The organism is Moritella sp. 5 (assembly GCF_018219455.1).
Lineage (GTDB): Bacteria > Pseudomonadota > Gammaproteobacteria > Enterobacterales > Moritellaceae > Moritella.
In genome coordinates, this window is sequence record NZ_CP056122.1 from 766,421 (window position 1) to 781,086 (window position 14,666).

The 14,666-nt window shown below is 39.2% G+C and carries 12 protein-coding genes; 11 read left to right on the forward strand and 1 reads right to left on the reverse strand.

What is annotated here, in order from left to right:
- Positions 1-510: 510 nt before the first annotated feature.
- From HWV01_RS03550 to HWV01_RS03600, 11 genes are all read left to right on the forward strand, one after another.
- Positions 511-1,329 carry an outer membrane protein OmpK gene (locus HWV01_RS03550; protein ID WP_211675656.1) on the forward strand — a complete coding sequence of 273 codons (819 nt, stop codon included), beginning with the start codon at positions 511-513 and terminating at the stop codon, positions 1,327-1,329.
- A gap of 332 nt (positions 1,330-1,661) precedes the next feature.
- Positions 1,662-2,528, forward strand: coding sequence for an outer membrane protein OmpK (locus HWV01_RS03555; RefSeq protein ID WP_211674092.1), 867 nt, complete (start codon positions 1,662-1,664; stop codon positions 2,526-2,528).
- Positions 2,529-2,855: 327 nt separating this feature from the next.
- A complete protein-coding gene (gene rbsD, locus HWV01_RS03560) occupies positions 2,856-3,275 on the forward strand; it encodes a D-ribose pyranase (RefSeq protein ID WP_211674093.1) in 420 nt (139 codons plus the stop codon).
- Between the two features lie 67 nt (positions 3,276-3,342).
- Complete coding sequence (rbsA, locus tag HWV01_RS03565; RefSeq protein ID WP_211674094.1) at positions 3,343-4,848, forward strand: ribose ABC transporter ATP-binding protein RbsA; 1,506 nt, start codon at positions 3,343-3,345, stop codon at positions 4,846-4,848.
- A 53-nt stretch (positions 4,849-4,901) separates the two neighbouring features.
- Positions 4,902-5,861 carry a ribose ABC transporter permease gene (rbsC, locus tag HWV01_RS03570; RefSeq protein ID WP_211674095.1) on the forward strand — a complete coding sequence of 320 codons (960 nt, stop codon included), beginning with the start codon at positions 4,902-4,904 and terminating at the stop codon, positions 5,859-5,861.
- Between the two features lie 122 nt (positions 5,862-5,983).
- Complete coding sequence (gene rbsB, locus HWV01_RS03575) at positions 5,984-6,865, forward strand: ribose ABC transporter substrate-binding protein RbsB (protein WP_211674096.1); 882 nt, start codon at positions 5,984-5,986, stop codon at positions 6,863-6,865.
- A gap of 177 nt (positions 6,866-7,042) precedes the next feature.
- Positions 7,043-7,963 carry a ribokinase gene (rbsK, locus tag HWV01_RS03580; protein ID WP_211674097.1) on the forward strand — a complete coding sequence of 307 codons (921 nt, stop codon included), beginning with the start codon at positions 7,043-7,045 and terminating at the stop codon, positions 7,961-7,963.
- A 51-nt stretch (positions 7,964-8,014) separates the two neighbouring features.
- Positions 8,015-9,022 (forward strand): substrate-binding domain-containing protein, encoded by a 1,008-nt coding sequence (locus tag HWV01_RS03585; protein WP_211674098.1) that lies wholly within the window; start codon positions 8,015-8,017, stop codon positions 9,020-9,022.
- A gap of 1,114 nt (positions 9,023-10,136) precedes the next feature.
- Positions 10,137-10,475: a hypothetical protein gene (locus tag HWV01_RS03590; RefSeq protein ID WP_211674099.1), complete on the forward strand. Its 339-nt coding sequence runs from the start codon at positions 10,137-10,139 to the stop codon at positions 10,473-10,475.
- A 112-nt stretch (positions 10,476-10,587) separates the two neighbouring features.
- A complete protein-coding gene (locus tag HWV01_RS03595) occupies positions 10,588-13,347 on the forward strand; it encodes an immune inhibitor A domain-containing protein (protein ID WP_211674100.1) in 2,760 nt (919 codons plus the stop codon).
- Positions 13,348-13,580: 233 nt separating this feature from the next.
- On the forward strand, positions 13,581-13,889 hold the full coding sequence (locus HWV01_RS03600; protein WP_211674101.1) for a hypothetical protein: 309 nt from the start codon (positions 13,581-13,583) through the stop codon (positions 13,887-13,889).
- Between the two features lie 306 nt (positions 13,890-14,195).
- Here HWV01_RS03600 and HWV01_RS03605 read toward each other — a convergent pair whose 3' ends face one another.
- Positions 14,196-14,666, reverse strand: a complete 471-nt coding sequence (locus tag HWV01_RS03605; RefSeq protein ID WP_211674102.1) for a type II secretion system protein — start codon at positions 14,664-14,666, stop codon at positions 14,196-14,198.

Here is a 14,666-nt window from a genome sequence, read left to right on the forward strand (position 1 = left end):
GTTCGTGACAAGTAAAATCCTTAAAATGTGATTTAGAGCTATTGCTTTATCATTTTTAATAACGAAAATGAAACATATGTCAAACATTTTTAATGCATGATAATCTGATGTGTGACTTTATTTTTAATGCTTAGATTGGAGTATGTTTAGACTTGTTTATTTTATTCTTTAGTTGGTTGTTTCTCGTACATGATAAAAATAGACAGTTAGTTTGGATTCAAATTGAGACATTTTTAAAATCAATCACTTAGCTAATTCCTATTTCTGTTAATAAAACAGATGTTTAAAAATCCTTTTATCAACAATAACTTACTTAATACCAATTTTTACGTAGTCTAAACGTTTATCGGTTGCGGCTAATTTAGTTAATTATGCTACTGATCACATTTTTTCACATTCACTACTGTGTTTGTTATAGATTTATTGAACTTTTTATAAATCTCGATACACTCGCGCCATAAAAATAGCGCTGACTCATACAGAGTTGTGCACCATAAAATGGAAGTAATGATGAAAAATGTTAAAAATATAGCATTAGCTGCAACTACGCTTGCTGCTATCTCTTGCAACGCGTTCGCGGCTGATTATTCTGATGATATTCACAAGAATGATTACCAATGGTCACAATTCAACTTAATGTATGCAGTTGGTGAAAAACCAAGTAGTAAAGATAATCTAAAGCATGACTATCTAGAAATGGAATTTGGCGGCCGTTCAGGAGTTGTTGATCTATATGGTTATGTTGACGTATTTAATCTAACGAATAAAAATTCTAGTGGCTCAGATAAAAATGATGGCGCGAGCAAGATGTTTATGAAACTTGCTCCACGTTTTTCACTTGATGCTATAACTGGTCAAGATTTGTCTTTCGGCCCTGTACAAGAAGTATATGTTGCTACTTTATTTAACTGGGGTGGTGGTGCGATTGGTAGTGATGTTAACAATGCATTCTTTGGTCTAGGTTCTGATGTGATGGTGCCTTGGTTAGGTAAAGTAGGTATGAATGTTTATGGTTTATACGATGTTAACGCTAAAGATTGGAATGGTTACCAATTCTCGATGAACTGGTTCAAGCCTTTCGTTAACTTTGATAATGGTAGCTTCATTTCTTACCAAGGTTACGTTGATTACCAATTTGGTATGGATACAAATAAAGTTGGTGCTGTAAGCAATGGCGGTGTTATGTTTAATGGTATCTATTGGCATTCAGATCGTTACTCAGTTGGTTACGGCCTAAAAGCGTACAGCGACGTTTACGGTATTAAAGATAGCAATTCTTTTGCATCTACAGGCGTTGCACATTACTTAGCTGCATCTTACAAATTCTAAGACTCTTATTCTAAAAACCTAATTTTAGAATAAGTTTGTGGAGTCACGATTAGCGTGCCTCCACATGTTACGCCATTAATGTTCTATGATTTACTGACTGCTTATAAACCCCTCTGTAATGACCTCTTCTGTATAATTTATTTTCAACTTTATTTTATTGTTTTACAGTAATAATATAATTCATGATTGCTGATTAATAAGCTAATAAAGGCTGTTTATAGCGCTTGGTCTATAATTATGTGTCTATTGTATTTAGTTCAATAAACTTAGATTTAGCTGCACTGAATTTATTGATGCTCAACGTTTATATACCATAATCATGGATTTGACTGATGAACAATATCTATAAATTATTATCATTGATTGCAGCGTTAATGATTTTTTCGAATAGCACTGTTGCTGCAGATTATAGTGATGGGCTACATAAGAAAGACTATAGATGGATACAGTTTAATATGATGTATGCCATTAGCGAAAAGCCGAGTGTTGAAGACCATTTAGACCATGATTACCTTGAAGTGGAATTTGGCGGTCGTTCTGGCATTGTTGATTTATACGGTTACGTAGACGTGTTTAATTTAGCTAATACAGACTCTAGACATTCGGACAAAACCAATAATAAAAGTAAGATATTCATGAAATTATCTCCACGTTTTTCACTCGATGCTATGACGGGCAAAGACTTATCGTTTGGACCTGTGCAAGAGGTTTATGTTGCCACGTTATTTAATTGGGCTGGTGGTGGAATTACAGGCGTTGATAACGATGGTAAGACGATAATTGGTGATGTTAATAATTCATTTTGGGGCTTAGGTATTGATGTCTCGGTAGCTTGGTTTGGTACGGTGGGCATAAACCTATATGGTTTGTATGATCTAAATACGAAAGATTGGAACGGTTATCAGTTTTCAATGAATTGGTTTAAGCCATTTGTGACTTTTGGCAATGGCAGTTTTATTGCTTATCAGGGTTATGTTGATTATCAATTTGGTGCGGATGCTGTAAAGGATCTTGACGTGCCTAAGACTACCCATGGCGGCGTGATGTTTAATGGTATTTACTGGCACTCTGAACGCTACGCATTAGGTTATGGGGTGAAAATATACAATGACGTCTACACCATTGAAGATGGTGGGGGTCTAACTGCTTTAGACTCGTCTGGTTTTGCCCATTATTTTGCTGCTATTTATAAATTTTAATGTTGATGGTTAAAATTTAAGCGTTTATTTTATTAAAGTAGTGTCCTTATTTTATCGGATCTATTTTATTTTTCACTCCATTTTATCTGCTCTATTACTTTCGATATAATCGATTTTCTTCGTAAAAATAACCTCTCCATTTCAGATGAAAGAAATTCAACTCGTTCTTCGATCTAACTCGCATTTTTATACTTAAATACTAGAATTATCCTCATTTTTAACTATATTCAACGCTATCGAAACGTTTGCGCAAACGTTTCGATAGCGTTAATATCCATTTAATCGAAGACTTATATTTAGCTATTTTCACCTTGTAAGGCGTGATCCATGAAGAAAAATGCACTTATCAACGCAGACTTATCTTATTTAGTTGCGACGCTTGGCCATACTAACGAGATCACCATTTGTGATGCTGGTTTACCTGTTCCAGACTCAACACTGCGTATCGATCTTGCGTTGATTCCGGGTGTACCAACATTCATCGCGACCGTTAAAGCGATACTCGGCGAAATGCAAATTGAAGGCATCATACTTGCAGAAGAGTTTGCTACGGTTAGCCCTGAGTTACACACGGCCTTACTTGATGTGATAGCCAATGAAGAACAGCTCACCAATAAAATAATTACAATCACTTATATTGACCACGAAGCATTTAAGCAACGAACACACCATAGCAAAGCCGTTGTACGCACGGGTGAATGTACACCTTATGCTAATGTGATCTTCCAATCTGGCGTGGTGTTTTAATCTCGCTCAGCAGTGATTGTACGACACGTAAGAATAGCGATTTATGCGGAATAAAGTAGGAACTGACATGACGCAAGCAATTTTAAAACTCAGTGGTATCGAAAAATCATTTCCTGGTGTGAAAGCGCTAGATAATGCTTGTTTGAATGTATACCCAGGTAAGGTAATGGCATTATTGGGCGAAAATGGTGCCGGTAAGTCGACGTTGATGAAGGTATTAACCGGTATCTATCACATGGATAAAGGTAGTATTAACTACCAAGGTCGTGATGTTAGCTTTAATGGCCCGCGTCATTCTCAAGAAGTGGGCATTAGTATAATTCACCAAGAATTAAACTTGATCCCTGAGTTAACGATTGCTGAAAATATCTATTTAGGCCGCGAAAAAACCAATGCGTTTGGCGGTATTAAATGGGCAGAGATGTATCGCGATGCCGATGCCTTATTACTACGCTTAAACGTCAAACACAGTTCGCGTCAATTATTGGGTGAGCTAAGTTTAGGTGAGCAGCAAATGGTCGAAATTGCCAAAGCGCTGTCATTTCAATCCCAAGTTATCGTGATGGATGAACCGACCGATGCCTTGACGGAGAGCGAAACTAAATCATTATTCAAAGTGATTAATGAACTGCGTAATGAAGGCTGCGGCATTGTTTATATTTCTCATCGTTTAAAAGAAATTTTCGAGATCTGTGATGATATTACTGTATTGCGTGATGGTAAATTTATTGACGAAATAGCGGTGAGTGATATTGACGAAGATAGTCTGATTGAGAAAATGGTGGGTCGTCGTTTAGACGAGATCTATCCACGTATCGACGCAACACATGGCACAACATGCATGGAAGTTGAAAATATTGTGGCACCAGGTGTGCGTGACGTCAGTTTCAAATTAGACCATGGTGAAATATTAGGTATCTCGGGTTTAATGGGCGCTGGCCGTACTGAATTAATGAAAGCTATTTACGGGGCATTACCACGTGATTCGGGTGATGTGATTTTAGACGGTAAGGTTGTTAGTCCAGTAACCCCACGCGACGGCTTGGCTAATGGTATTGCCTATATTTCTGAAGATCGTAAAGGTGATGGGCTAGTCCTTGGTTTGTCGGTAAAAGAAAATATGACCTTGTGCGCATTAGACCAACTGTCACAAGGCTTGCAATTAGATCACGCGAAAGAAGCGACTGCAGTAGAAGACTTTATGCGTCAGTTTAATGTTAAAACACCAAGCCGCGATCAGATTATTGGTAACTTATCTGGTGGTAACCAGCAGAAAGTGGCGATAGCCAAAGGTTTAATTACCCGCCCTAAAGTACTTATTTTAGATGAGCCTACCCGTGGTGTTGATGTCGGCGCTAAAAAAGAGATCTACGAGTTAATCAACCAATTTAAAGTAGAAGGCATGAGTATCATTCTCGTGTCGTCAGAAATGCCAGAAGTATTGGGCATGAGTGACCGAATTTTAGTGATGCACGAAGGCCGTATCAGCGGTGAGTTTATGGCTGAACATGCTAACCAAGAAAAACTAATGGCGTGTGCTGTTGGAAAAAAAATGAATGAGGCAGGGCTATGAGCCAGAACCAAGCAGTTAATAAAAATTCCAGTAACCATGTGAACGGTGATGTTATGACGAAAACTTTAACCAGAAAATTTTTTACTAAAGAATGGTTGTTTGAACAAAAATCATTAATCGCTTTAATTTTGTTGATTGTGGTGGTGTCTTTCTTAAACCCTCACTTTTTCACTGTGGGGAATATTTTAAACATATTACGTCAAACATCGGTGAGCGCGATCATCGCTGTGGGTATGACCTTAGTGATCTTAACCGGCGGTATTGACTTAGGTGTTGGCTCGGTATTAGCCCTGTGTGGTGCCTTTGCAGCGTCATTAATAGCAATGGAAGTATCAGTGATGATAGCCGTTCCTGTGGCATTATTTGCAGGTGCAGCATTAGGTGCGATGAGCGGTATGATTATTGCCATCGGTAAGGTGCAAGCCTTTATTGCGACGCTGGTGACCATGACATTATTGCGTGGTGTAACCATGGTATATACCGACGGTCGTCCAATCTCAACCGGTTTTACTGATGTTGCGGATAGTTTTTCATGGATCGGTACGGGTTATTTATTAGGTGTGCCTGTACCAATCTGGTTAATGGTGATGGTATTTGCTTCGGTATGGTACTTACTTAATCATACGCGTTTTGGTCGTTATGTTTATGCCCTTGGTGGCAACGAAGCAGCGACACGTCTATCAGGTATTAACGTAGATAAAGTGAAGATTGGTGTTTATGCCATCTGTGGTGCACTGGCTGCATTAGCTGGTTTGATTGTGACATCACGTTTATCATCTGCACAACCTACCGCTGGTATGGGTTATGAATTAGATGCGATTGCAGCTGTAGTCGTCGGCGGCACCAGTCTTGCTGGTGGTAAAGGTCGTATTATGGGTACGCTGATCGGAGCATTAATTATCGGCTTCCTAAATAACGCATTAAATCTATTGGATGTATCTTCATACTTCCAGATGATTGCTAAAGCTGTAGTGATCTTACTTGCAGTATTAGTTGAAACGAAAAAGAAATAAGAAACAGAAGAATAACAATAATAACAACAATAAAAGTACGATAAAAGAGTCGTAATACATGACCTGTGAACCTCAATACCCTATCTGAGGCAGCAGAATTAACGTAAAAGAAGGTATATGTAATGAAAAAATTAGCAACCTTGATCTCTGCTGCTGTAGTTTCAGCATCTTTCAGTGCAACGGTAATGGCGCAAGATACGATTGCAATGGTGGTGTCGACGTTAAACAACCCTTTCTTTGTAACAATGAAAGAAGGTGCGGAAGCGAAAGCAAAAACATTAGGTTATAAGTTAATTGTGCTGGATTCACAGAACGATCCAAGTAAAGAATTATCGAACGTTGAAGACCTGACTGTACGTGGCGTAAAAGCGATCTTAATTAACCCAACTGATTCAGACGCAGTATCGAATGCGATCCGTATGGCTAACCGTTCTAATATTCCAGTTATCACATTAGACCGTGGTGCGAGTCGTGGTAAAGTGGTGAGCCACATTGCTTCTGATAACGTTGCTGGTGGCGAAATGGCCGGTCAATATATAAATGATACGATTGGCGCTAATGCAAAAGTTATCCAACTAGAAGGCATCGCAGGTACATCTGCGGCACGTGAACGTGGTCAAGGCTTCATGCAAGCAGTTGATAAAAACAAAATGAATTTGCTAGGTAGCCAACCCGCTGATTTTGATCGTACTAAAGGCCTTAACGTAATGGAAAACATGCTTGCTGCTAACTCAGACGTACAAGCTGTATTCGCGCAAAATGATGAAATGGCATTAGGTGCATTACGTGCCGTTCAAGCATCAGGTAAAGACGTATTAATCGTTGGTTTTGATGGCACTAAAGACGGTATTGCTGCCGTTAATCGCGGTATCTTAGGTGCGACAATTGCACAACAACCTGCGTTAATTGGTGCTCTTGGTGTTGTAACTGTTGATAAAATACTTAAAGGTCAGTCTGTAGAGAAGAGCATCGCTGTACCATTAAAAGTGATCACTAAGTCATAAAATGACCAAAAGGGAATAACGTTAACTGTTATTCCCTTTACTCCTATCAATTCAGTATTGAAAAATATGACTTAATCGCATCTGTGGATAGTTTAGTTTTATTAAGTGCGTCTTATTAAGATAGTGCAATTAAGTCATGTTTTATTCTCATCAGTTACAAAGTATTAAGGCTTCTTTATGAATAAATTAGTTGTGTTAGGTAGCGTTAACGCTGATCATGTTTTACAAGTGGCTTCTTTTCCGCGTCCAGGCGAAACTTTACTTGGCCATAGTTATGCCGTTATCCCAGGTGGTAAAGGGGCGAATCAAGCCGTTGCCGCCGCGCGTTTAGGTGCCGATATTGCATTTATTGCCTGTGTTGGTGATGATAGCTTTGGCCGTAATATGATTAACGAGTTTGATCGTGATGGTATCAATACCCAAGCTGTGATGGTGGAACAAGATACACCGACTGGGATCGCGATGATCCAAGTAGCGGCAACCGGTGAAAACAGTATTTGTATTTCGGCAGAAGCGAATGCTTGCTTAACTCCAGAACGACTTAACCCACATCGCGAGTTAATTGCGCAAGCTGATACATTATTGATGCAATTAGAAACGCCGATTGCAACTATTACTCAAGCCGCTAAAATAGCAAAAAAAGCGGGAACACGTGTCGTATTAAACCCGGCTCCTGCACAGCCATTAAACGATGAGTTATTATCGGTTATTGATTTGATCACCCCAAATGAAACCGAAGCTGAATTATTAACGGGCATTAAAGTGATCGATATGGTATCGGCGCAAGTGGCTGCGGATGTATTACATAATAAAGGCATTGCTGAGGTAATGATCACTTTAGGTAGCCAAGGTGTGTGGATCAGTCGAGAAGGCAAGAGTAAACAAGTTAAAGGTTTCCGTGTTGATGCTGTAGATACCACGGCTGCAGGTGATACTTTTAATGGCGGTTTGTTAGCAGGACTGCAAGCGGGCTTAGTATTGGATGATGCGATTCGTTTTGCTCATGCTGCGGCTGCAATTTCAGTGACGCGTGTCGGTGCACAAACATCGATACCAACTAAGTCGGATGTTGATGCTTTTTTAGCGTTACAAGGTTAACGCGAACAATACTTTACTTTCACAATACAAGATGATGGACAAAATTAGCTAATGGCAACAATTAAAGACGTAGCAAGACATGCAGGTGTATCAACGTCAACAGTGAGTCATGTATTAAATAATACACGCTATGTCAGTGACGATGTGTCTGCGCGAGTGCGAACGGCTGTTGAAGAGTTACGTTATGCACCGTCGGCATTGGCGCGTAGTCTTAAAGTCCAAAGTACCAAAACATTTGGCATGCTAGTAACGACCTCGACCAATCCGTTTTTTGGTGAAGTATTGAAAGGTGTTGAACGTCGTTGCTATGAGCATGGTTATAATTTAATTCTGTGTAATACCGAAGGTGATGTTACACGTATGCATGCTAATCTTGATATCTTATTACAAAAGCGTGTCGATGGTTTAATGTTGATGTGTAGTGAAGTTGAAAGCCAAGGTTTTAATCTATTTGAACGTCACAAACCAGTACCGACTGTCGTGATGGATTGGGGCCCAACCAATTTTCCTTGCGATAAGATCCAAGATAACTCTCATCGCGGTGGTTATATGGCTACACAACATCTTATTGCTAAAGGTCATACCGAGATCGGTTGTATTACTGGTGTATTAGATAAATTAACCGCACAGCAGCGTTTTGCTGGGTTTACTCAAGCCATGGAAGAAGCGGGCTTAGCCATTAATCCGGAATGGATTACAGCGGGTGACTTTGAATGCGAAGGCGGTGAAAAAGCGTTTGCCGAAATGGTTGCCAACGGCCCATTACCCTCTGCATTATTTGTTTGTAACGATATGATGGCGATGAGTGTGATCAATAGCGCCAGTAAAAAGGGTATTTCAGTACCGGAAGATTTGTCTATTATCGGTTACGATGATATTAAACTCGCTAAATACATTACCCCCTCACTAACGACGATTCACCAGCCGAAACATCGCTTAGGACAAAAAGCGGTCGATATGTTGCTGGAACAAATTAAGTCAAAGACTGAAAGTAACCAGATTATTGAATTAGAACCGACTTTAGTCGAACGTGATAGTGTTAAAGCATTAAATTGTTGATACCGCGTAAGACTATTTAATCCTGACGCTACATCGCTACATCGCTACATTCTGATCTTTTTTGTCCATTAACTTCTCCGTTGTTCTCAAGTGCACTTTGTTACATTGGATATGACTGACTGTCAGAGTCTTCCAATGTCACATAATATCGCGTCTGCACACATAAATGGGAATATTAACCTGCTGTTTAATAGCACTGTTGTAAGCATGCGTAAATAACAAAATAAGTTATTGATCTTTGAATTATTATTCTAGTTAATTATGTTTAAAATTAAAGGGTCAAAGATATGGTTTTATAGTGTGTGGACTGGGTGTATTTGAGGGAAAGGATTAAAGATGAAGTGTTGTGAAAACGCGATAGTGAAGAGAGTGAATCGAAATTGGTTTGAAAAATTATTTTATAGCAGTATTTATAAATGTAATCACTGCGGTAATGTGTTTAAGCTTAAAGCGGGTTAATTATAATTATCGAATATAAGTTCGATAATAACAACGAACTTATAGGCCGTTTATGAAGGTCATATTGACATAAATAAGTCCATGTTTTGAGCTGAATGGATTTTTGTTTTTTTAAACTCAACTGTATTTATATAGAAGCTCAGACTTAATTTTATCAATGACTGCTCCACCCTTTCTTGCACCCCATTTAAATTTGATCATCCTTATTCAAAGGCATTAGAGTATATGTCAATACAGGAATAAATATCATTAGAAGACTTTAATTTAGTGTAACCCAACCTATCATTAACTCGTTTATTATCTTGCTGAAGAGTTAAAATCTAGTTATATCCACCATTATTACTTCTCCTCCCTCTTATTCTAAATATCCCATTATCGAACTGATGATAACCAAGCTGAGGATTTATATTTTCGATACATGATATCGCCTATTAATATATATCAAGTGGTTAATAATCAATCGTTTTAGGGTGTCTTTATGATTGCAACGTTATGAATATTAGCTATTAAAACACTTAAAGTGTGACGTATACACGAATTATTTCTATTACTTATGGAATACCTCTCAAGTTTAGTTTATTTATTTTGCAAAAAAAACCATGGGTAATAACTTAACAGTGTCTTTACAAATAATTTACAAATAAAGGGTGATTAAATGAAAATAGTCTTTTGTTTGGCGATGTCGCTTATTAGTCACTTGGTGTTTGCTTCTGTTCCTGCGGATGAAAATGAAAGGTTACTCGGTGCCTTGATAGACAGAGGTGTCATTTGCGAAGGCCTTAATCGCGAACAGCAACAAAAGGCTTTGGCAATATATTTACAGCGTAAACAGCGGCGTAGCAGCATGAATAAACCGAGTAATCGAAAGCATTTGGTGTATCCCGACAGCGATGCTCCTAACGTCAATACTGCTAACGACTTACATGCAGTAATGCCTAATTCGGAACCTGAAAATTCTAATAAAGCAAATGCCTGCATTCTACCGCCTGAATAATCCCGATTGAGAATGCTCATAAGGAATCAATCAACATGTTTGCTGAATCCTCATGAATAGGTTCTGCGGAGTGTAGTGATATTAAAATGGAAAATAATAACAAGGAAATATAATGAAAAAACTCAAACATACACTGGTTGCAACCGCGATCATCAGCTTACTTGGTGTCAATGCTGTGCATGCAAAAACACCAGTAGACTTGGGGGTCGTTAATGAGGATAAGTTGGCCGAAATGCTGGTTCGCAGGGGATTACTTGATGATTCAGCGTCATTACAGGAAAGGTCAGATGCAGTAAAACATTATTTAGATAATAAGATAAAACATGGATTTAGTGGTGATGCTCAATTTGGTAAACAAGCCAAACTTCACCAAAGTCGCATTATTAATGTTATCGAGAAACAACAGGGATTGAAAAAATCGAGTGTCTTTGCACTGGAAGTTACGAATAAGCGTACCGATAAAGTGTTGGCTCTTTTAGTCGACTTCCCCGACCTTCAATGGGATGATAACAAGCTGACTGAAGAGCATACTTCGATGCTTTACCCTAGCTATCCACCTGAACATTATCAAACCCTATTATTCTCAGATACTGGATACACTGGCCCGAAAGGCAATAACTTAATCTCTATGCGTCAATATTATGAGCAAGAGTCTGGAGATAGTTATAGTGTTTCTGGCCAAGCCACAGGCTGGTATCGAGCAGAAAAGAATGCTGCGTATTACGGTGGTAACTCTGAAACGACCGACAATGACAAAAATGCACAAGCGTTAGTGCGCGAGGCCCTGGCACATCTCGCTAAAGATCCGAGTGTGAATCTGGCCGACTATGATATCGAAGATCGTTATGACTTTGACGGTGACGGTAACTTCCGTGAACCTGATGGTGTTATCGATCATCTCATGGTATTCCATGCCTCTGTTGGCGAAGAAGCGGGTGGTGGTGTACTGGGGCCTGATGCGATTTGGTCACACCGCTTTAATCTGGGTCAGCCATATGTGCTTGAAGGAACGACGAGTTCTGTACCGGAACAATTCAATGGTAATTATGCAGCGTTTGATTATACGATGCAGCCAATAGACGCTGCAGCAGGGGTTTGTGCGCACGAATATGGTCACGATTTAGGCCTGCCTGATGAGTATGATACTCAGTATACTGGCGCTGGCGAACCTGTTTCTTACTGGTCAATCATGTCTTCTGGTAGTTGGGCTGGTAAAATTGGTGGCACTCAACCAACAGCATTCAGTTCATGGGCTAAAACCTTCTTGCAAAACGCAATTGGTGGCCGCTGGATCAATGACGAACGGTTGTCTATTGAAGAGCTAAAAGAGAAAGATTTATTCTTTACCTTGTTCCAAACTACAGATAACGATCGCCCTAACATGGTACGTATTGACTTGCCGATGAAGAAAAGCGAAGGATTAAAACCGTTCGAAGGGACTGCTCAGTTCCATTCCGAACAGGGTGATGGTCTGAACAATTCGATGAGCAGAAGCTTAGATATTCCAGCTGGAAATGACGTTAAACTGGTATTTAAAGCTTGGTATCAAATAGAAAAGGATTATGACTTTGCCCGTGTGCTGATTAACGGTAAACCAATCTCTGGTAATATTACGACGCTGGATGATCCGCTTAATACTGGTTTAGCACCGGCGATTGGTGGTGAATCTGATGGTTGGATCGATGCTGAATTTGATCTGTCGGCTTACGCAGGGCAAACTGTTACGCTTGGTTTTGATTACATCACGGATGGTGGCCTGGCAATGAAAGGACTATTCCTTGATAACATTGCTCTGATTAGTGATGGTGAACGTACGCTGATTGATGATGCAGAATCAACGTCGACATTTACTCTTGATGGCTTTAAGAGCAACACAGGTTTCTACGAGTCTAACCACTATTACTTACTGCAATGGCGTAGTCATAACGACGTTGATGAAGGCTTAAACAATATTAAACGTATGGGTCAGCTAGTGACTTTCGAACCTGGACTGATTATTTGGTACGTTGATGATTCATTTAAGGATAACGCGGTAGGTAAACATCCTGGTCAAGGTTGGCTTGGTATTTTAGATGCTGATCAGAACGCGTTATTATGGGCGGATACTGGTCTTCCGGCACAAACTCGTTTTCAAGTTCGTGATGCCGCTTTTTCGTTACATGATCAAACTGAATTTAGTTTGACTGCTCGTGATGGCAATGTATTGGAAGATAGTAATCTTGCTGCTAATGGTCATTTTGCTGATAGTCAAGACTACAGCTTACCAGAAGCGCCAGATTCAGGACGTATTGTGACAGAATATGGTCTCGTTATCGATGTACTCAATCAGGCAGATAACAACGAATACGGTGTACTCAAAGTTTCTTATTCTGAGGTTTCTAATATTGCACCTCAAGCTATATTTGACTTTGTTGTTGATGGACTTGAAGTAACTGCTACAAATAGAAGTACTGATAGCGATGGTAAAATTGATAGTTATCTATGGAATTTTGGCAACGGTCAGATCAGCAATGAAATTTCTCCGGTATGGAAGTATACTGAAAGCGGAAGCTACACGGTAACCCTGATGGTAACTGATAATGATGGCGAAACAGCTACTGTATCGGAAACTATTAATGTTGTTGCTCCAAATGTTGAACCTGAAGTTGGTGCGAAATATATTCACTTAGGTCGTCTAGTAACATTATGGTCAACGAGCACTGACAGTGATGGCCGTATTGTTGATACCGAATGGCAATTACCGAACGGTAAGACTAAGCGTGGTCGCCTTATTACGGCAATGTTTCCTTCATACGGTCACCATGTTGTGACATTGAAGGTAATTGATAATGATGGTGCTGTTGTCAGCAAGGTTATTAACGTTAAAATATAAATGTCATATAAATGAGTCAAGTGCCCCTTGTGGGCGCTTTTTAGCTGCAGTGATGTTTGTAGTTTATGGAATGTAACATCCTGACAGACGTCCTCACATTCACCCGATGAATAACGAATGACATCACAGGATATTATCGCTAGGTTAGGCCGCATCAATACAATACTAATTTATTACCTATGTTTTTCCGTGTTAATGTATTAACTCAATTTAGCTAACTTAAGGACGAGTTTATGCAGTCAAAACTTATATGGATATTTTTTATCTTATCAATTTCATTCTCATTCTCATTCTCATCACTATCTTATGCGAAAGATTTCTTTCGTGTTAGCGGTGGCGATTTACTGATTAGTGATAATGGCATGTCATATTCAAAAGTCATGGAAATAATCAATAATGAAAAGTCATGGAAACGAATTGGACGTAATCATTATATTTTGAACGCCTCCATTGGTGGTGAGTTTGATGTTTATTTAAGGTTCAGAGGTGGTTATCTAATTGATATTGTTTCTAAACAATTAGGACGTATGGGCAACCGCTAACTTAGGGCAAAGGATTCACCCAAAGGGCTTAATTCATCGTTCAGTGGTGTTGTTGATAAAAGTATTCCCCAGACTGACTTCGAGGCGATATGTTTTATCTTCCTTAAGCTTAGAGTTATGACGGTTGATTACACCCAGTGGTAATAATAGCTGTGAAGTGATGAAAATGAATTTAGTTTTTCCAGAGAAGAAAAGGTTAACTATGGTGCTGAAAGTATAAAGTCGACAATTGTTGGATTGAAATGGGGTTAAGAGTATGCGTCCATGCTTTGTGAGGCATGGACTCATTTTACGCGCCTATATTATTTATAAACATTCGCCACTTGGTTTCAATGTTCCTTCGTCAATCTTAAAAGCACTATTGGAACTTGCCTGCCAATATTTAATACAGGCATCACCAGTATCACTTGAGTCTTCAAGGCTGATGATAGTTGCCCCAATGCTTTTACCAAGACGAACTTTAAACCCTTCTAGGCTTACGATTTTATTTATATCTTCAGGCGTGCCATAAGGATATGCATAAAAAAGATTAACGACTTCGCCATTAATCTTAATAGTACTTCGTTCTAATTTATTGACACCGTCTAACTGAGCTCTGTAGTGAACTAGATTAGCCGCGCTATTTAATGCCGCGCTTGCTGCACGTAGTGATGCATCTTTAGCATCGTCTTGTATATTTATAAATTTAGGCACAGCAGCTGCGGCTAATATGCCTAATACAATAATGGCGATCACTAATTCGAGTAGCGTAAAACCTTGGTTTCTCACTTTATTCAT